Raw genomic sequence first — 20,934 nt, 5'->3', positions numbered from 1 at the left:
TCGATCAGGTGGGCTCGGCCAGTCCGACGGAATCCGCCTTATCCGACTCCGGCACCTGACCCGCCAGGTACTCGGCGAGCGACCCGATGGTCGGATAGTCGAATACCGCGGTGGCGCTGATCGTGAACGCGCCACCGAACTGCGGGAGCAGCCGGTTGCTGAATTCGACCGCCATCAGTGAATCGGTGCCCAGCTCCAGGAACCGGCTGGTGGCGGCCGGCGGCTGCGCGAGCCTCAGGAAGTTCTGGACCTCGTAGCGCAGGTATTCCGTGAGGAAGCTGCCGCGCTCAGCCTCGGGCACCTCGTGCAGTTGCCGCAACAGCTCGCTGTCGCCGCGGGTCGCCGCGACAGCGCTCGGCAGCACATGGTCGAGCATCGCCGGGCGAGAGGCGCCCAGCCCCTTCGCGGCGCGCTGCCAGTTGGCTTTGATGACGGTCGCCTGCCCGGTTCCGTGGGCGAGGATCTCGTCGAGCGCGTTGAGGGCGGCCGACGGCTCCAGCGGGATCAGGCCTTGCGCACTGAGGTTGGCGCGGGCGGCGTGCGAAGTGGCCATGCCGCCCTTGGCCCACGGGCCCCAGTTGATCGCCGTAGCGGGCAGGCCCTGGGACCTGCGGTCGGCAACGAGCCCGTCGAGCAGCGCGTTGGCGGTCGCGTAGTTGGCCTGGCCGGGCGAACCGATCACGCTGGACGCCGACGAGTAGACGATGAAGAAGTCGAGATCGTCGTTCTTCGTCAGCTGATGCAGGTGGCAGCCGCCGAAGGCCTTCGGCGCCAACGCCTTGCGGAAACCCTCGAGGGTCTGCTGTGGCAGCAGCGCGTCGTCGAGGACGCCCGCCAGATGCGCCACCCCCGCGAGCGGCGGCAGGTCCGCCCGGATCCGCTCCAGCAGACCTTCGACCTCTGACCGCTCGCCGACGTCGGCCGTGAAGACGTGGATGCGGCTTCGGTAGCGCTCGGTGATGTCGTCGATTGCCGACTGCGCGTCCGCATCGGGTGCGCGACGGCTGGTCAACACGATGTCACCGGCACCGAGTTGGGCCAGATGGGCCGCCGTGTGCAGGCCGAGCGCACCGACGCCACCGGTGATCAGGTAGCTCCGATCCCCGCGCGGCTGCAGCGGTTTCGGCATCTGCAGCACGATCTTGCCGATGTGCCGCGCCTGCTGCATACGGCGGAACGCCGTCTTGGCCTCCGTCACCGGGTAGACCTCGGCCGCGAGCGGCTCCAGTTCGCCGCGGCCCATGCTGTCCGCCAGCTCGGAAAGCAGGTTCCCGGTCCGGTCGGGTTCGTGCTCGATGCACCAGTCCAGCGCGATGATCTCGTAGGCGATGTCGGGACGGGCCGCCGCCATCTGCTCGCGCGTCCAGATGTCCCGCTTGGCGATTTCGGCGAACCGGCCGCCCTGTGCGGTCGCCCGCACGGTCGCTTCGATGAAACCCTCGTTCGTGAGGCTGTTGAGCACCACGTCGACGCCCGCACCGCCGGTGTCCGCGAGGATCTGGTCCGCGAAGTCCGTGCTGCGCGAGTCGTAGATGTGCTCCACACCCATCTTGCGCAGCGTCGCGCGCTTGTAGGCGCTGGCGGTGGCGAACACGGTCGCACCGCGCTGCTGCGCGATCTGGATCGCGGCCAGGCCCACGCCACCGCTGGCGGCGTGGATCAGCACCCGATCACCGGGCCCCACCTGCGCCCAGTCGAACGCCAACCGGGTGGTCAGCGCCCCCGCCGGGATGGTCGCCGCTCCCACGGCGCTCACCCCGTCCGGCACCACAGCCAGGAACTGGGCCGGCACATTGACCCGCGTGGTGAACGACCCCGGCATGAAGCCGAAGACGCGCTGGCCCACCTCGAATCCGGTTACGCCGGCACCCAGTTCGGTGACGACACCGGAGAGGTCACCGCCGCCGATTCGGCCCGGGTCGCCCGGATAGAGGCCGAGCACGTTGAGCACGTCGCGGAAGTTCAGACCCGCGGCCTCCACCCGGATCTGCACCTGGCCCGCCGCCGGCGGCGGCACCCTCGTCTCGAGCAGGCGAAGGTTGTCGATCGCACCGCGTTCCGTCACATCCAGGATGTAGTCGGTCGTGCGCGGCACCTCGAGGTGGCCGTCGCGCGCCCACGGCAGCAGCCGCGGCACGAAGTACTTCCCTTGTCGCAAAGCGACTTCGGGTTCGTCCGCGGGCGTGCCGAGCAGGCCGGCCAGCGCGCGCACGGCATCGTCGGCGCCGTCCGAGTCGACCAGCCGGCAGCGCAGGCTCGGCTGCTCGGTGATGACGGTCCGCCCGAAGCCCCACAGCGCCGACTGCGCCGCGTCCACCGGCTCGCCGGCCTCGGTCGCCACCGCGCGTTCGGTGACGATCCACAGGCCGCCGGTGAGTTTCAGGTCCTGCTGCGCCAGCAGCGCACGCACGGCCGTGAGCAGCTCGTCGATCTCGGTCTCCAGCCGCCCGGCGAATTCGGCGCCCGACTCTCCCGCGTCGGGCCGCCCGGGGCTGCGCCAGACGACGCCGGAGACGGGGGCACCGCGCTCCTGGGCCTCCGCGAACAGCCGCGCCCAGCGCTCCGGGTCCAGCGCGTCGCGGTCCACCGGGACACAACCCGGCACGTCGGCCGCCAGCTCGTCGAACCCGGCGATCAGCCAGGTGCCGTCGCCGTTACCGGTGGCGCCGCCCGACGCCGGGGCCGGCACTTCCTCCCAGCCCAGGGTGTACAGGTTGCGGGTGGCGTCGCCGCCGAGCCCGCGCAGCAGCGCCTCCCGCGGTGCGCGCTTGACCGTGAAGTCGCGGATCTCGCCCAGCTGCCGGCCGTCGCGATCCACGAAATCGAGATCGAAGGCCTGCGTTTCGCTGTCGAGACCGCCACTCTGCCAACGCGCGCGGCAGTAGAACCGCTTGGGCATCTTGTCGTGCAGCACCACCCGCCCGTAGCGCAGCGGCAGGAACAGATCGCTCAGTCCCCCGCCGTCCTCGGTCGCCGCGAGCGCCGCCTCCAACGCCGGGAACGCGATCCCGGTGCACAGGTCGAGCAGCACCGGGTGGATCGGCTCGGCGCCCAGCTGTTCGGCGAGCTCGTCGCCGATGGCGATGTCGCCGACCGCCTCGCCTTCACCGGCCCACAGCGACTTGAGCGACGTGGACCAGGTGGGGCCCCAGGTCAGCTCCATGTCGGCGAAGGTGTCGAACAGCTGCTGCGGACGCGTGCGGCCCAGCCGCTCGCAGGCCGCGTCGATGGACTCCGTCGGCTCCAGCGCGGGCTCTTCGTCGTCAGCGCTGACGATCCGGCCGTCGGCGTTCAACGCCCAGTCGGCGTCGCGATCACCGTACGGGCGGCTGTGCACCTGGAAGGTCCAGCCGCCCCCGTCCACGGGATGCACGGTCAGCTGCACCTCCCGGGAGTTCTTGTCGGGCAGGATGATCGGCTCGTAGAAGAAGACGTCGCGCACCTGGGCCGGGGCCCCGACCGCGGCGATGGCCATCGCCGCGTACGTGGCGCCGGGAACGACGACGGTGCCGTAGATGACGTGGTCGGAAAGCCACGGCTGCGACTTGACGGACCACCTGCTGGTGTAGACGGAGTCGCCGGAGGCGAGATCCTTTGCGCTACCCAGGATTCCGGCGGCGGCGGCGCCGTCGATCGCGACATCGGCGGTCTTGGGCCAGAACCGGCGGCGCTGGAACGGGTAGGTGGGCAGTTCGACCGTGTGGTGCGGCCGGTGGTACAGCGCGGCGAAGTCGGGCCGGTGCCCGGCCACGTAGACCGCGGCCAGCGCCTCGGCGATCTGCCCGCGCGCGTCGACGCCCTTGCGAAGGGACACGATGGAACGCGGGGTGGCCGAGGACTCGGGCCAGGCCTGCACCGCGGCGCCGGTCAGCACCGGTTGCGGGCCGATCTCCATCAACACCGAGCAGCCAAGCCCCGCCACGGTTTGCACGCTTTCGGCGAACTGCACCGGCTGGCGGGAATGCCGCCGCCAGTACTGCGCGTCCAGCGGGGTCTCCGCGGTGATCACCGCGCCGGTGCGGTTGCACACCAGGGGCAGGGTCGGCACTGCGAAGTCGAATCCCTTTGCGAACGACTCGAATTCGTCGAGCGCCGGCTCCAGCAACTCCGAATGGAAGGCATGGCTGGTTTCCAGCCAGGTGCAGCGGGTGCCGTCGCCGCTGAGCCTGGCGACGATCTGTTCCAGATCGCCGGCCGGACCCGACAGCACCGTGTTCGGGCCGTTGTAGGCGGCGACCGAAATGTGCGGGAACTCGTCGGCGATGCGCTCCACCTGCTGGGGGTCGGCGAACACCGCCACCATGCGGCCGCCCTCGGGCAGGTTCCCGAACAGCCGGCCGCGTTCGGCCATCAGCCGCGCCCCGTCCTCGAGGCTGAACACTCCGGCCACGCACGCCGCGGCGTACTGGCCCACGCTGTGGCCCAGCACCACGTCGGGCTCGACGCCCCACGACTGCCACAACCTCGCCAGGCCCATCTCGATGGCGAACAGCGCCGGCTGGGCAAACGAGGTGTGCCGCAGGGTGTCCGCGGCTGCGTCGTCGAACATCACCTCGAGCAACGGGCGCGGCAACATCGCGTCGATGGCGTCCGCGCACTGCTTCACGGTGTCGGCGAAAACCGGCTCCGTGTCGAACAACTCGCGCGCCATCCCCGAGTATTGGCTGCCCTGACCGGTGAACAGCCACGCGGTCTTCGGCGGGTCACCGCACTCGCCGCGCACCGCACCCGGCCCCAGCCGGTTCTCGGCCAGCCCGGCCAGCAGCTCGCGGGCGCCCTGCACCGAGTCGACGACCAGCGCCGCCCGGTGCTCGAAGTGCGAACGCCCTACCGCCGCCGTGTAGCACACGTCGGTGATGTCGGCGTCCGGGTGCTCCTCCAGCCAGGCGCCGTAGCGCTGCGCCAGCGACACCAGCGCCTGCGGCGAGCGCGCCGACAGCGGCAGCACGTTTACCGGGCTCTGCTCGGTGGCCGCGGTCACGTCGGGGGCGACGTCGCCCGCCGAAGAATCTTCGGTCGCTTCGGATTTCGCCGGCGCCTCCTCGATGAGGACGTGCGCGTTGGTGCCGGAGAACCCGAAGGAACTCGTCCCGGCGCGGCGCGGCCGGCCGTTGGCATGCCACGGAATCGGCTTGTCCACCACCCGAACCGGCAGCGAGTCCCACGGAATGTTCGGCGACGGGTTCTCGAAGTGCAGGTTCTGCGGCAGGGCCTCGTGCTGCAAGGACAACACGACCTTGATCAGGCCGGCGATCCCCGCCGCCGATTCGAGGTGCCCGATGTTGGTCTTCGCCGATCCGATCAGCAGCGGCCGATTCGCGTCGCGACCGACGCCATAGGCGGCCGCGGCGGCCTGGACCTCGATCGGGTCGCCCAGCGAGGTGCCCGTGCCGTGCGCCTCGAGGTAATCGACGTCTCCGCCGACGAGACCGGCGCGAGCCAGCGCCGCGGCGATAAGCCGTTGCTGCGCACCACCGTTCGGCACCGTCAGACCGCTGGACGCGCCGTCCTGGTTTACTGCGCTGCCGCGGATGACGGCGCAAATGTGGTCGCCGTCGCGCTCGGCATCGCTCAGGCGCTTGAGCACCAGGATCCCGCAGCCCTCGCTGCGCGCGTAGCCGTTCGCGGCCGCGTCGAAGGTCTTGCAACGGCCATCGGCGGCAAGCATTCTGGCGCGCGCGGTGGCGACGATGGACGCCGGGCTCACCAAGACGTTCACCCCGCCGGCCAGCGCCATGTCGCAGTCACCGGAATGCAGGGCCTGGCAGGCCTGGTGGACGGCCACCAGCGAGGCGCTGCACGCGGTGTCCACCGCCATCGCCGGCCCTTCCAGGCCGAGCGCGAACGCCACCCGGCCCGCGATGACGTTGAGCGCGTTGCCGGTGATGAAGTGGGCCTCGATGGTGTCGACCGAGTTCGCGTTCAGCAGCTGCGAATACTCGTTGGCCGCCACACCGACGAACACGCCGGTTCGACTGCCGCGCAACGCCGCGGGCGCATATCCGGCGCGTTCCAGGCCCTCCCACGCGATCTCCAGCATCAACCGCTGCTGGGGATCCATCCACACGGCCTCGCGCGGGGAGATACCGAAGAACTCCGGATCGAATCCGTCGATGCTCTCCAGGTATCCGCCGTAGCGGGTGTAGATCTTGCCCGCCGCCTCGGGGTCGGGGTCGTAGTACTCGTCGACGTCGAAGCGGTCGTCCGGGATCTCCCGGATCGCGTCGACGCCGCCGGACAACAGCTCCCAGTAGGCGTCGGGGTCGGGCGCGCCCGGGAAGCGGCAGGCCACCGCGACGATCGCGATCGGCTCGTCCGTGCGCGCCGTCACCGCGGCCGCGATTGGCGCAGGCTGCGCCGCCGCGGCGGCGGGCGCCGGCGCGTCGAGGCTCAGGACGTCGTTGACGAGGAAGTTCGCCACGTCGGTGATGCGCGGGTAGTCCATCGCCAGGGTCGACGGCAGCTCCGCGCCGACCGCCCGCTCGAGCCGGCGGCGCAGTTCGACGGCCATCAGCGAATCCATGCCGAGGTCGAAAAGCCCGGCCTCCTCACGGATTTCGGCGGGGTCGATCCGGGTCACGTCCGCGACGGCGTCGCGCAGGTAGTCGATGACGAGTTTCTTGCGCTGCTGCACCGGGGCCGCCGTGAGCCGGTCGACCAGTTGGGTGGTCCCGGACGCGGCCGCCGGTTCCGCCCCCGCCGCCTCGGCGGGCACCTCGCGCTGCAACTGCGTGAAAAACGCGCGCTTCCCCGCCATCTGGTAAAGCGGCAGGAACTTGGCCCAGTCGATGCGGGCCACCACGCCGTGCGACGCGCCCTTGCCCGACGGCGCCATCAGCTCGGCCATGCCCGCCAGGGCATCGGCGGGCGACAGCGGCCGGACCCCACGCTTGTCCAGTTCCGCGCGGGCGGCCTCGTCGGCCATGCCCGCGTTCGCCCACGGACCGAAGTTGACGCTGATCCCGGGCACACCCTGCTCACGCAGGCGCCAGGCCAGCCCGTCCAGGAAGGCGTTAGCCGCGCTGTAGGCGGTCTGGCCGCCGGCGCCCCACACCCCGGCGATCGAGGAGGTGCTGAGGAAGAAGTCCAGCTTCAGGTCGGCGGTGGCTTCGCTCAAATTCCAAGCGCCCCAGACCTTTCCGGCGAACACCCGATCCACTTCGGCGTCATCCAGGGACTGCAGCGGGGTGGTGCTGATCTCGCCCGCGGCGTGCACGATCCCGGCCAGCGGCGGCAGGTCGGCCCGCAGGGTGGCCAGGACGTGGGCGACGTCGTGCGGGTTGGCCACATCGGCCGTGATGACCCGGACTTCGGCGCCGCTCTGTTCCGCTATCGCGGCGATGCGTTGTTGCGCGGCCTCGCCGGGCGCGCGCCGGCTGGTCAGCACCAGGTGCCGGGCGCCGTGCGCGGCCAGGTATTCGGCGACCTCCAGTCCGATCGCACCCAACCCGCCGGTCACCAGATACGTTGCCTCGTCACGCAGCGCCAGCGGCGTCGCGACCGGCTGACCCGAGCGCCGGGCTAGCCGCGGAACGTAGACCGCGCCCTCCCGAAGCGCGAATTGGTCTTCACCCGCCGGCGCCGACACCAGTTGGTCGACCAGCGCGGACCACTGGTCGGCACCGCTGCCGGCCAGATCCGCCAGCCCGCCCCACAGTCGGGGGTGCTCGAGCGCGGCGGCGCGACCGAAGCCCCACAGGCAGGACTGCGCCGGTGACACCTTGTCCGCGTCGGTGACCCGTTGCGCGCCACGGGTTATCAGCCAGATCGGCGCGCGCAGGTCGGCGGCGGCCGCGGCGCAGAACAGTCGCCGCGTTCCACTCAGGACCTGGTGTTGCATCCGCAACAGCGACTGCGTCGACGGTGACGGGTCCGATCCGACACCCGCGAGATGCAGGATTCGGAGTGCCGGTTCGTCCGCCACGGCGTCGCGCAACACGCCCTGGAGCCGCTCGGCGTCGGCGTCGGACACCGGCAGTCCCACGATTCGGGCCCGGTGCCCGCGCGCGGTCAGCGCGTCGACCAACGGCTGGACCGCCTGGGCGTCGTCGCTGACGAGGAGCCACGCCGAGCCCTCGCCCGTCGCGGCGGCCTTGGCGGCGGATCTCTCCCAGCGGATCTCATAGCGGGAGTCCGTGATGGACTGGGCGTTGCGCTGTTGGTTGTGTTCTGCCGCAAGCTGTTTCAGCACATCGACGGTCTGCGGGTTGCTGGTCCCGCCGCCCAGCAGCGCGGCGAGCTCCTCGATCCGGCCGTCCTCCAGGAGCCCGACGGCCTGGGTTCGCATGGCCGACGGCTGGCTGGCGCTTTGGGTGGCCGCGGCCCGCTGCTCACGGAACCAGTACTGGCGGTGCTGGAACGGATAGGTGGGCAGGTCGAGCTTGCGCGCGCTCACCGGCGCCAAAGCGGCGAAGTCGGGCCGGTGTCCCACGATGTAGGCGTTGGCGAGGGCCTCGGTGATCTGGCGGTGATCGGCGATGTTCTTGCGCATCGACGCGATCGCCCGCGGCGCGGTGGCCGGGTCCGGCCACGCCCGCATGGCCGCGGCGGTGAGGATCGGTTGCGGGCCGATTTCGAGCAGCATCGTGCAGTGCAGTTCGGCCAGGGTGCGCACGCTCTTGGCGAACTCGACCGGCTGCCGCGCGTGTCGGCGCCAGTAGGCGCCGTCGAGTTTGGCGCTTCGGCCCAGGGCCGCGCCGGTGCGGTTGCACACCAACGTCTTTTGCGGCGCGCCGAACTCGAACCGGTTCGCGTACGCCTCGAATTCGTCGAGGACCGGATCCAGCAGCGCCGAGTGGAAGGCGTGGCTGGTGTCGAGCCAGTCGCAGCGCACCCCGTCGGCTTCCAGGCCGGCCACCGCCTGGTCGAGGTCCTGCACGGGTCCCGACAGCACGGTGTTGGCGCCGTTGTAGGCGGCGACGGACAGGCCGGGGAACTCGTCGGTGATGCCTTCCACCCGCTCGGGGGCGGCGAAGACCGCGACCATCCGCCCGCCTTCGGGCAGGCTGCCGAACAGGCGGCCGCGCTCGGCCATCAGCAGCATGCCGTCCTCGAGGCTGAACACGCCCGCGATGCAGGCCGCCGTGTATTGCCCGACGCTGTGGCCGATCACCACGTCCGCCTCGAAGCCCCACGACTGCCAGAGGCGGGCCAGGCCCATCTCCACCGCGAACAGGGCGGGCTGGGCGTAACTGGTCTGCCGCAGGGTGTCGTCGCCCTCCGGGTCGAAAATCACGTCCAGCAGCGGCTTTTCGAGCACGTCGGCGACGGCCGCCGCGCACCGGGTCATCGTCTCGGCGAACACCGGTTCGGTCTCGAAGAGCTCGCGAGCCATGCCGGCGTACTGGCTGCCCTGGCCCGTGAACAACCACGCCGTCTTCGGCCGGTCGGTGCAGTCACCGCGCAGCAGGCCCGGCGCGGGGCGGTCGTCGGCCAGCGCGGCGAGTTGCTCGCGTGCGGAGTCGGTCGAATTCACCACCAGGGCGGCCCGGTGCTCGAAGTGTGACCGCCCGGCGCCGGCGGTGAGGCACACGTCGGCCAACGAGGCGTCCGGGTGGTCGGCGAGCCAGCTGCCGTACGCCTTGGCGAGTTCCGCCAGGGCCGCCGGGTTGCGCGCCGAGAGCGGCAACAGGCTGAACCGCCGGTCGTCCGACGGCGCCGGTGCCGCGGCTTCGGGCGCTACTGGAGCTTCCTCGATGATGATGTGCGAGTTGGTCCCGGAGAACCCGAACGAGCTGACCCCGGCGATGCGGGGCCGCCCGTCGCGTTTCCACGGCAGGGCCTCGTCCACGACGCGCACCGGGAGCCGGTCCCAGGGAATGTGCGGCGAGGGATTGCTGAAGTTCAGGTGCTTCGGCAGCACCTCGTGCTCGAGCGACAGGATCACCTTGATCAGCCCCGCGATTCCCGCGGCCGCTTCCAGGTGCCCGATGTTCGTCTTCACCGATCCGATCAGCAACGGCCGGTCGGCGTCGCGTCCCTTGCCCAGCGCCGCGCCGGCGGCCTGGACCTCGATCGGGTCACCCAGCGAGGTGCCGGTCCCGTGTGCCTCCAGGTATCCCACTTCGCCGGGCGCGACGCCCGCACACTGCAGCGCCTCGGCGATCACCCGCTGCTGGGCGACCCCGTTGGGCACCGTCAACCCGCCCGACGCGCCGTCCTGGTTGACCGCGCTGCCGCGGATGACGGCCCGGATCCGGTCGCCGTCCCGGATGGCGTCCTCGAGGCGTTTGACGAGGACGACACCGCAGCCCTCGCCGCGGACATAGCCGTCGGCGGCGGCGTCGAAGGTCTTGCACTTCCCGTCCGGGGCCAGCATGTGGGCGTGCGAGAAGGTCATCGCGGTCTTCGCGCTGAGCAGGACGTTCACCCCGCCGGCCAGCGCGAGGTCGCATTCCCCGAAGCGCAGCGCCTGGCACGCCTGATGGACGGCCACCAGCGACGAGCTGCACGCGGTGTCGACGGACACCGCCGGGCCCTGCAAGCCCAGCCCGTAGCTGATCCGGCCCGCCCCCGCGGCGGACGACGTGCCGATCGCGACGTATGCCTCGATCTCCTCGTAGCTCAGCTGTTCGGAGATCAACCCGAGGTAGTCGTGCGTGCCCAGGCCCATGAACACACCGGTCTTGGTGTTCGCCAGGGCCGACGGGGCGGTTCCCGAATGCTCCACCGCCTGCCACGCCGTCTCCAGCAGGATCCGGTGCTGCGGGTCGATCAGCATGGTCTCCCGGTTGGACAACCCGAAGAACGGCGCGTCGAATCCCGTTACGTCCTCGATGAACCCGGCCCGGCGGCTGACGATCTTTCCGGGTGCGTCGGGATCCGGGTCATAGAACTCGTCGACGTCCCAGCGGTCCTCGGGGACCTCCGAAAGCGCGTCCCGGCCTTCGTTCAGCACATCCCAGAACGCGTCGGCATCGGGCGCGCCGGGGAGGCGCACCGCGTAGCCGACGATCGCGAAGCTCTCGCCCGTGCCCTGCGAGCCACGGACGGGCTTCGGTGTCTCGAGTCCGTTCTGTAGATCAGTCATTTCCGACCGCCGATCATCTGCTGTTGCTTCTCGTCGTTGACCAAGACGAAAAAGCAGCCCCCGCCATCATCGAAGGGATTGATGCTCAACCGCGTCTCCAGACCGTCTACTCGACATGGGTATAACAAGTTCTAGACCATACTTGCTGGGTGAGACGCCTGTCACGCGAATAGGTAACTGAGACTGCCGTCACGCAGCTTGTCGATCGGTGCGCCGACGAGCCGGTCAGCCGGCCACCCGCGCGCGGGCGAAATTCTCGACCAGGTCGCCGGCGGCCACGGTGCCTTTGGACGCATCGCTCATTTGCGAGGCGACTTCACGCGCCCGGGCGGCGTATTCCGGGGCGAGGATGGTGCGGAGGTCCTTCAGGAGCGTTTCCGTGGTGGCCGTCGAAAGCCGCCGGGCGGTGCCCACCTTCAATCGTTTGATCTGATTTCCCCAGAAGAATTGGTCGGGCAGCTTCCAGAGAATCAGCGCGGGCACGCCCGAGCGCAGGGCGGCGTTCGTGGTGCCCGACCCTCCGCGGTGCACGATGGCGCGAACGGTGGGAAAGATCCGCGCGTAGTTCATCGTGTCCACGACCTTGACGTGGTCGAAATGCGGGCCGTTGCTGTAGTCGCTGCCGGCGGATATCACCAGACCCCGCACCCCCAGCTCCGCGGTGGCCGCGCCGATCATGGTCATGATCGCGGTCGGGTCGTCCACCGGGATGCTGCCGAAGCCGAAGGAAATCGGCGGTTCACCTTCGGCGATCCAGGCCGCGATCTCGTCGTCGGCGTCGGTCTGCCACTCCAGCGTCAGCGTGCCGACGTTCGGGCGCTCCTTGGTGTATTCCGCCCATTGGGCCGGCAACCAGGGAAACAACGCCGCGTCGTAAGCCTGCAGCTCCAGCGAGCCGCGTTCGACGATCCGCTGGGGCGCGGGCTTGGTGGCCTTCGGCAGGCCGAGTTCGCGACGCTGCGCGCCCTCGACCTTCTTGCTCAGCAGCCAATAGCCCCATTCGTACGCCCGCACCTGCCGGGCGGCGGTGGCCCGGATCGGGTTGTAGTGCAGCGTGGCCAACGGGATGTTGTAGTGCTCGGCGACGCTGCTCGCCTGCTCCTCCCAGCTCTGGCCGGTCAATAGCAGGTCGGCGCCCTCGGCCGCCGCCACGAGCGTCCTGCTCATGTCCTGCCAACACCCGGTGAAAACATCCCATCGGTCGCGCCAGAAACTGATCAGGCCCCGGATTTTCCAGGGTTGGCGGAAAAACAGGCTCATGAAGCTGCGCAACGGTTTCATGCTCTCCGACCAGTCGACCCCGTAGGCGACCGCCGACAGCCCGAGCTTTTCGACGAAGGCGATCTGGTCGGGCGGGACGGCCATGCACACTTCGTGCCCGCGGCGCGCCAGCTCGCGGCCGACGACCGCGACGGGCTCGATATCGCCACGGCTTCCCCAGCACGCCAGCACAAACTTCATGGAGCTCCTCGCTCTTCTACTTGGGTCTAACAAGTGCTAAACCATACTTCCTGGCCCTGGCCCCTGCGTGACAAATCGCCTCGGCCGATCAGCGAGCCCGTTTGAGGCGGGCGAAATTCTCCAGCAGGTCGGCGGCGGCCGCGGCGCTCTTGGCCGGTTCCGTCATCTGGCCGGCCAGTTCGCGGGCCCGGGCGGCGTACTGGGGGGCGAGGACGGTGCGCAAATCCGCGGTCAACGATTTCTCGCTGGCCGTCGAAAAGCGCCTGGCGGTGCCGACTTTGAGCCGTTTGACCGCGGCTCCGTAAACCGCGTGCACGAGATCCCAATAGAGGATCACCTGGGGGACCCCCGCGCGCATGGCCACGGGCGTGGTGCCCGAGCCGCCGTGGTGGACGACGGCGCGGCAGGCGGGGAACACGGTCGCATAGTTCATCGCGCCAACCACCTTGACGTGGTCGAAGTGCGGGACGTCGCGGTAATCGGTCCCGCCGGCGACCACCAACGCCCGCTCGCCCAACCGCGCGCTGGCCGCGGCGATCATGGCGATCGTGTCCCCCGGAGATTCGACCGGGATGCTGCCGAACCCGAAGACGATCGGCGGTGTTCCTGCGGCGATCCAGGACGCGACGTCTCCGTCGGCATCCGTCGGCAATTCCAGCGTCAGCGTGCCCACAAACGGACGTTGACGATCCCATTGCGACCATTCCGCCGCCAGCCCGGGAAAAACCGCCTCGTCGTAGGCCTGGATTTCCAGCGATCCGCGTTCGGTGATCCGTCGCGGCGCGGAACCGGTTGCCTTTGGCAGGCCGAGGTCACGGCGCTGGGCGTCCTCCACCTTCTTCATCCCGCGCCACGACACCCACCAGAAGGCCGCCACCGCGGGGCGCCGCAGCCGCGCCGGCAGGAATCGCAGGGTCTGGCGGTTGGGCCGCAGCGGGAAGTAGTGCAACGTGGCCAACGGAATGCCGTAGTACTCCGCGACGTTGGCGGCCGCGTCCTCGAAGTTGATGCCGGTGAAAATCAGGTCGGCGCCGTCGGCCAGGGACCGCAGGGTCGTGCTCATGTCCTGCCAACCCTGGAGTAGAGGCCCGCCGATCGCGAGCCGCGCCCTCGTCAGATCCCTGATCCGCCAGGGGTGGCTGAAGAAACAGGTCCAGAATTCGCGGTGCGAGTCGAGGATGGACTTCGACTCCGGTCCGAAGCCGACCCCGGCGACCCCGGCCGCCTCGGCGAAGGCGACCAGATCGGGCGGGACGGCCATGCACACGTCGTGCCCTCGCAGCATCAGCTCACGCCCGACGGCGAGGTTGGGCTCGACATCACCGCGACTTCCCCAGCTTGCCAACACAAACTTCATCGCGGCCCAGTCCTAGGTCACGCTGGGCGGTTCGGGTCCAGCTTGCCGAGACCCGTGATCTCGAGGCTGACCGACTTGCGTTGTCCGGCGGCTCCGAGCATGAAGAAGATGTCGCCGATCGGCGCGCCCAGCCAGAACCGCCAAAACCGCTTGCCGAAGAACTTCCAGACGTAGCTGCCGTCGCCCACCATCCAGTACCCCAGAATCCAGGGCAGGTAGTAGGTCGCCCGCTTCCACCGCGACACGACCATCTCGAGATTCATCTCCATGATCTCGAGGCCCCACGCGCGGTATCGCCACTCCAGTTCGTACTTGGTGGCGAACTCGAAGAACGCCAGCATTTCGGCGTTGGTGACGAGGTATTCGTCGAAGACGAGAATGGATCCTTCGACGAAGCGGTCCTTGCACGTTTCCAGCGCATGCAGGCAACTCTCGTAGGTGTCCAGATCCATGTGGAACAACGCGATCGGGGCGCCCGGTCGATCGGCCAGGAACGGGGCCAACGTGTCGTACGTGCTGCCCTTGACGAACTGCACCTTGCGGCCGAGCGCGTCGGGGACCCCGTCGTGCAGGATCACACCGGTGTCCTGCATCGAACGTTGCGCAAGCGGTTCCGACAGCGAGAAGGTTCCCTGCTTGATGAGGGCCTGGTCGTCGATCTGCCAGTCTTCGACGAGGCCCTCGAAGGTGTCGAAGCCGTACACCTGGCGGCCGGAGGCGTCCGACATCAGCCTCGTCGACCAGCCGAGCCAGACGCCGAGGTCGAGCAGCAGTTCGTCGGAGCCCTGGCCGCTTGGTCTCGGCAGCCGCGACGCCTCCCACAACAGCGTGTGGCCCGGAATCTTGCACCGCCGCATGCCCTCGAGCGAGCTGGCGATGAACGCGCGGTACGCGTCGTCGTACACCCTGGTGTCGCGGGCATACAGGTTCGGTATGTAGCGGTCGCGGTCCCGGTGCACCAGGCGCGCAATCAGCAGCAACAGGACAAGCCCGCCGAACACGGCGAGAAGCACCGGCTGGAAATAGCACGCCGCGGCCAGCGCGAGCGCGATTCCGACGAGGACCGCTTTCCACACCTTGTGCAGGTTCGTCCGGTCGACTTGTCGCCTTTCCACCGTCGGGCTGTCGACTACGCTCACCGGTTCGCTCCCAACCAGGTCATGGGCGAGCTCCGCCTTCCGTCAGCTCTCGGACAGCCCACGAAGCCAGAGGCTCCCGAGCCGAAGACGATGAACAATGATTCGCAAACATACCCAATGCGTTCAACACGTGTGTGATACTTCCCCCGACCGGGGGGACACGTCCTCATTCTTCTTCTTCTAGGTTGCTTCCTTGCTCCACGCCGAAAGCGTCAGCCCTATCGACGGCCGGGGGGGTCAGCGCTCAGTAGGGTCGGGCTTTCGCGCCGACATCGAAGGCCTGCGCGCCGTCGCGGTCGTGGCCGTCGTCCTCTTTCACGCCGGCCTGCCCGGCGTGGGCGGCGGGTTCGTCGGCGTCGACATGTTCTTCGTCATCTCGGGCTTCCTGATCACCGGGCTGCTGTGGCGCGAGGTGAGCTCCGCCGGCACCGTGAAGTTGAGCCGCTTCTACGGAGCCCGTGCCCGACGGCTGCTGCCGGCGTCGGCCCTGGTCGGCGTGGTCACCGCGATCGGCTCCGCCGCCCTGCTGCCGCCGCTGCAGGCCCACGACGTGCTCGTGGACGGTGTCTATAGCGCGCTGTACGTCAGCAACAACCACTTCGCCCACGAGGGCCTGAGCTACTTCTCCCCGGCGCAGCCGCCGTCGCCGTTTCAGCACTACTGGTCGCTGGGCGTGGAGGAGCAGTTCTACCTGGTGTGGCCGGCGCTGATCATCGGCACGGCGTGGCTCGTCCGGCTGGTGCGCCGGCGCAGCAAGGCCGGGAGCCCGTCCAAGCAGACCCCGTATCTGGTGGTCCTCGCCCTCGTCGCGGCGCTGTCGTTCGCGCTGTCGCTGGCCGCCACTTTCGTGGCGCCCTCCGTCGCGTTCTTCTCCCTGCCCACCCGGGCGTGGCAGTTGGCCGCGGGGGGCCTGGTGGCCCTCATGGCCGGCCGGTTGAGCCGGCTGCCGGCGCGCGCCGCCACCATCCTGGGCTGGGCGGGTCTGGCGGTGATCCTGCTGGCCTGCTGCCTGCTTGGCCCGGGCACGCTCTATCCGGGCACGGCCGCGCTGTTGCCGGTGCTGGGTGCGGTGCTGGTGATCGGCGCCGGCTGCGCCGCGCCCGCCCGGGGATGCGGCCGCGTGCTGGCTGCGGCGCCTATGCGCGCGATCGGCCGCATCTCCTACTCCTTGTACTTGTGGCACTGGCCGGTGCTTCTGCTCGCGCCGGCGTTGCTGGGCCACCCCCTGGGGCTGGCCGGCAGGCTGGCGACCGTCCTCGTCTCGGGGGCGCTGGCCGTGCTCACCCTGCGTTTCATCGAGGATCCCTTCCGATTCGCCGCGCCGATACGCCAGTCCGCCCTGGCCAGCCTCGCGCTGGGCGGTGTCGCCACCGCCGCCGCCGTCTGCGTCGGCGTGGTGCTGATCGACGAGGTGCCCGACCCGGTCGGCGGCGGCGCGCCCGCCGCGCGGTTGAGCATCACCGCGTCGACTCCCCCGCCGGGCTCCGGCATCGACGCCTACGACGCGGCGGTGCACGACGCGTTCGCCCAGGTGCAGGCCGCGGTCGCGGCGGCGACCAACCTGAGGGCCGTGCCGTCGAACCTCGAACCGCCGCTGGCTCACGCGGCCGCCGAATACCGGGCCGAGTTCTTCAACGGCTGCCAGCGCAACCTGTTGGCGGTCGGGCAGCCCGGGTGCGTGCTGGGCGATCCGGCGTCGAAGACGACGGTGGCGCTGCTGGGTGATTCGCACGCCACCATGTGGGCGCCGGCGTTCCAGCAGGTCGCCGAGCAGCGGCACTGGCGGCTGGAGACCCTGACCAAGGGGGCGTGCCCGCCGATGAGCTTGCCCGTCAACGGCTTCGTCGGTCGCCTGGTCGACTACGTTCAGCGCTGCGAGCAGTGGCGCACCGCGATGCTGGCCCGGCTGCGCGCCGAGCACCCCAAGCTCGTCGTGGTGAGCATGTCGCGGGGGTACGGCGGCCTGGACTACCTGCCCAAGCCCTACAACCGGGCGTGGTCCGACGGCCTGACCCGTCTGGTGCAGCAGCTGCGCGGTATCGGTACGCAGGTGCTGGTGCTCGGGCCGGTGCCGAACCCGTACGAGTCGGTGCCGATCTGTCTGTCCGACCACCTCGACGACGCGACGGCTTGCTCGTCGCCGCGCTCGAAGGCGTTGAACCGGGCCGGCATCGCGGACGAGACCGCCGCCACCAAGGCCGGCGACGGACACTACGAAAACCTCACCCAGCTGTTCTGCACCGCCGACCGGTGCCCGGTCGTCGTGGGCAACACCATGGTGTATTTCGACGATCACGTGACGAGCGAATACGCCCGTGCGCTCGCCCCCGCGATGGGCGCGCTCGCCGAACGCGCCCTCGCCGGCGCATCCGGGGCGGCGGCCAACCGCACGCCTGCCGGGGGCTGACCCGTACCGCCGATACGGGCGATCAAGCTACGGGTTGCCGTTATGATCACCCGGACCGCGCCCACGGCAACGCGTGCCGGTCACCAAATTCTCTGCGCGGAGGAACCGGAGGCGTCGGCAGTTGTCAACATCGGTGCTCATCACTGGCGGGGCGGGATTCATCGGGTCCGCCCTTGCCCGCCGCCTCGTCGGAGCCGGCTACGACGTCGCCGTCATGGACGTCTTTCACCCGCAGGTCCATGCCGAAGGTGCCGCGGTCAACCTGCCGCCATCCGTGCGGTTGTTCACCGGCGACGTCACCCACGCCCCGGACTGCGACGCGGTGCTCCGGTTGTTCCGTCCTTCCCAGATCGTCCATCTGGCGGCCGAGACGGGTACGGCGCAGTCGCTTTCCGAGGCGACGCGCCACGGTTCGGTGAACGTGGTGGGAACGACCCAACTTCTCGATGCCCTGGGCCGTTCGGGACACGTGCCAGACCAGCTCGTCCTGGCTTCGTCGAGGGCCGTCTACGGCGAGGGGGCTTGGCAATGCGGCGCGCAGGTCTTCTACCCGCAGCCCCGCAGCCACGCCCAGCTCCTGGCGGGCATCTGGGACCCGCAGGGGCCGACGGACGATCCCGCGATCCCGCTGCCGAGCTGTGCGGGACGAACGGAGCCGCGACCCACGAACATCTATGCCGCGACCAAACTCGCCCAGGAGCACATCCTGTCCGCCTGGACCGCGGCTCATGACACCAACGTGAGCATGCTGCGGCTGCAGAACGTCTTCGGGCCGGGCCAGTCGCTAACCAACTCCTACACCGGGATAGTCGCCCTGTTCGCCCGGTTGGCGCGCGAGCGACAGGCGCTGGAGGTCTACGAAGACGGACGGATCGTGCGCGATTTCATCTATATAGATGATGTCGTGCAGGCGCTGTTCGCCGCGATCGAGAAGCCGGCGACCGTGGCCCGCTGCGTCGACATCGGCTCCGGGATCCCGACCACCATCCACGAGCTGGCGCAAAAGATCGCCGCCATCTGCGCCGCCCCCGAACCGGTCGTCGTGGCGAAATTCCGCGACGGCGACGTGCGCGCGGCGAGATGCGACATTGAGCCGGCCGGTGTCGAGCTCGGCTGGAGCCCGAAGTGGACGCTCGAGGACGGGCTGCGCGCTCTGCTCCACTGGATCGGCGAGCAGGCCTAACCACCCACGTCAAACCGCCGCCGGCGCCGATCGGCCACCACGGTTGGCGCGGGTCGGATGGTGCGTGCTGGAATCGGTCGAGCCTGTTGAACGGGTGTGTGATAATTCCTCGATTCGAGAACGTGCCCTCTTTCAGGTAGGTGACCTTGCGCCAGTCCGACAGCGTTCGCCCTACCGAAGAGGCGCAGGGTCGGCCCTCGGCACAGTCGCGGTTCCGCCCGGACATCGAGGGCTTGCGCGCGGTCGCGGTGCTGGCGGTCGTCCTGTTCCACGCCGACGTGCCCGGGGTCGACGGCGGATTCATCGGGGTGGACGTTTTCTTCGTCATCTCGGGCTTCCTGATCACCGGACTGCTGTGGCGCGAGGTGAGCAGGACCGGCACCGTCGGGCTGGGCAAGTTCTACGGGGCCCGGGCCCGCCGGCTGCTGCCGGCGTCGGCCACCGTCGGTGTGGTCACCCTGATCGGCTCGGCCGTGCTGCTCCCCCCGCTACAGGCCCGGGGCGTCATCTTCGACGGCATCGCGAGCGCGCTGTATGTCAGCAACTACTGGTTCATTCAGCAGGGCGTCGACTACTTCGGCGGCATGACGCCGACTTCGCCGTTCCAGCACTACTGGTCACTCGGGGTGGAGGAACAGTTCTACCTGGTCTGGCCGGCCCTGATCATCGGGACGGCGTGGCTCGTCCGGCGTGCGCGCCGGCGCGCCAAGACCGGCACCGACCCCGCGCCGCCGTCGTCGCAGCGCCCGTATCTCGTGGTCCTCGCGTTCGTCGCGGCCGCGTCGTTCGCGCTGTCGTTCGTGATCACCGAGGCGGCACCTGCGATCGCGTTCTTCTCGCTGCCCACCCGGGCCTGGCAGTTGGCCGCCGGCGGGCTGATAGCCCTCACGGCCGACCGGTGGCGCCGCCTGCCGGCACGCGCTGCCGCGCTGGCCGGATGGGCCGGGCTGGCGCTCATCGTGGTCGGCTGCAACCAGTTCAATTCGGCCACGCTGTACCCGGGTACCGCCGCGCTGTTGCCCACGCTCGGCGCGATGCTGGTGATCGGCGCCGGCTGTGCCACGCCGTCGCAGGGATGCGGCCGCGTGCTGGGATCCTCGCCGATGCGCGCGATCGGGCGGATCTCCTACTCGTGGTATCTGTGGCACTGGCCGGTGCTGCTGCTGACGCCGGCGTTGCTTGGCCACCCGTTGGGGCTGGCCGCCAGGTTGACGACGGCCGTCGCGTCCGGCGCGCTGGCCGTGCTGACGCTGCGATTCATCGAAAACCCGCTGCGGTTCGCCGATCCCGTGCGCCGCTCGGCGCGGGCCAGCCTCTTACTCGGCGGCGTGTCCACCGCGGTGGCGGTCTGCGTGGGCGTGGCGCTGCTGGTGTGGGTGCCCACCCCGGTCGGGCGCGGCGCACCGGCCGCGCCGCTGTCCATCACCGCGGCGCCTCCCCCCGCGGGCGCCGCCATGGCCGCCTACGACGCCGCGGTACAGCAGGCGTTCGCGCAAGTGCACGCGGCGGTGGCGGCGTCGGCCGACCTCAGATCGGTGCCCTCGAACCTCGATCCCCCGCTGGCCGACGCCGCGGCCGAACACCAGGTCTTTTTCCGCGACGGCTGCATGCGCAATTTTTCCCAGGACGGGCAGCCGGAGTGCGCGACGGGCGACACCTCGTCAGCGACGACGGTGGCCCTGGTCGGCGACTCCACCGCCGTGATGTGGAACCCGGCGTTGCAGCAGATCGCCACCCAGCGGCACTGGCGGCTGGAGATGATGGCCAAGGCCGGTTGCCCACTGCTGGACCTGCACATCGTCAGCCCCAACCTGCACCGCGAATACACCGAGTGCACGCGGTGGCGCGGTCAGATCCTCGCCCGGTTGGGCGCCGAGCACCCGCGGCTGATCGTGCTCAGCGTGATGCGCCAGTACGGCGCCCGCTACGGTTTGCCGTCGGGCTTCACGTCCTACGACTCGGCGTGGAACAACAGCTTCTTCCGCCTGATCCAGGAGCTGCGCGGCACCGGTGCGCAGGTGCTGGCGCTCGGGCCGACCCCCGACCCGCAGTCGTACGTGCCGATCTGCTTGTCGGGCCACCTCGATGACGCGAGCGCCTGCTCGCCGTCCAGATCGGCGGCGGTGAACGAAACCGGGATCACGGCCGAATCCGCGGCAACCACCTCCGCCGGCGGACAATATGCCGACATCACCGATCTGTTCTGCACCACCAACCGCTGCCCGGTCATCGTCGGCAATACCCTTGTTTACCTCGACCGGAGTCATCTGACGTTCGAGTACTCCCGGCTGTTGGCGCCGGCGGTCGCGGCGCTGGCCGACCGCACGCTCGCCCACGGTTGAACGCCGCGGTCGCCGA

The 20,934-nt window shown here is 69.8% G+C and carries 7 protein-coding genes; 3 read left to right on the top strand and 4 right to left on the bottom strand.

Features of this window, described 5'->3' with window-relative positions:
- Positions 1–4: 4 nt before the first annotated feature.
- From AC5Y7V_RS22910 to AC5Y7V_RS22895, 4 genes are all read right to left on the bottom strand, one after another.
- On the bottom strand, positions 5–11,029 hold the full coding sequence (locus AC5Y7V_RS22910; RefSeq protein ID WP_499882314.1) for a type I polyketide synthase: 11,025 nt from the start codon (positions 11,027–11,029) through the stop codon (positions 5–7).
- 225 nt (positions 11,030–11,254) lie between these two features.
- On the bottom strand, positions 11,255–12,490 hold the full coding sequence (locus AC5Y7V_RS22905; RefSeq protein WP_499882313.1) for a glycosyltransferase: 1,236 nt from the start codon (positions 12,488–12,490) through the stop codon (positions 11,255–11,257).
- Between the two features lie 88 nt (positions 12,491–12,578).
- A complete protein-coding gene (locus tag AC5Y7V_RS22900) occupies positions 12,579–13,847 on the bottom strand; it encodes a glycosyltransferase (RefSeq protein WP_499882312.1) in 1,269 nt (422 codons plus the stop codon).
- A 17-nt stretch (positions 13,848–13,864) separates the two neighbouring features.
- A complete protein-coding gene (locus tag AC5Y7V_RS22895; protein ID WP_499882311.1) occupies positions 13,865–14,986 on the bottom strand; it encodes a class I SAM-dependent methyltransferase in 1,122 nt (373 codons plus the stop codon).
- Between the two features lie 193 nt (positions 14,987–15,179).
- On the opposite strand from AC5Y7V_RS22895, the gene AC5Y7V_RS22890 reads away from it, so the two are divergent.
- The 3 genes from AC5Y7V_RS22890 (at position 15,180) to AC5Y7V_RS22880 (ending at position 20,918) form a co-directional block, all read left to right on the top strand.
- On the top strand, positions 15,180–17,393 hold the full coding sequence (locus tag AC5Y7V_RS22890) for an acyltransferase family protein (RefSeq protein WP_499882310.1): 2,214 nt from the start codon (positions 15,180–15,182) through the stop codon (positions 17,391–17,393).
- Between the two features lie 133 nt (positions 17,394–17,526).
- Positions 17,527–18,576, top strand: a complete 1,050-nt coding sequence (locus tag AC5Y7V_RS22885; protein ID WP_499882356.1) for an NAD-dependent epimerase/dehydratase family protein — start codon at positions 17,527–17,529, stop codon at positions 18,574–18,576.
- 140 nt (positions 18,577–18,716) lie between these two features.
- Complete coding sequence (locus AC5Y7V_RS22880) at positions 18,717–20,918, top strand: acyltransferase family protein (RefSeq protein ID WP_499882309.1); 2,202 nt, start codon at positions 18,717–18,719, stop codon at positions 20,916–20,918.
- The last annotated feature ends 16 nt before the right edge of the window (positions 20,919–20,934 follow it).

The sequence above is a fragment of the Mycobacterium sp. NGS34 genome (genome assembly GCF_059812845.1).
Note: the sequence above shows the minus strand (reverse complement) of the source record. Positions and strands in the feature narration are given on the sequence as shown.

Excerpts from the sequence above, each read along its gene's own strand:
- AC5Y7V_RS22910 (WP_499882314.1), bottom strand. The coding sequence starts at position 11,029 with ATGACTGATCTACAGAACGGACTCGAGACACCGAAGCCCGTCCGTGGC.
- AC5Y7V_RS22905 (WP_499882313.1), bottom strand. The coding sequence starts at position 12,490 with ATGAAGTTTGTGCTGGCGTGCTGGGGAAGCCGTGGCGATATCGAGCCC.
- AC5Y7V_RS22900 (WP_499882312.1), bottom strand. The coding sequence starts at position 13,847 with ATGAAGTTTGTGTTGGCAAGCTGGGGAAGTCGCGGTGATGTCGAGCCC.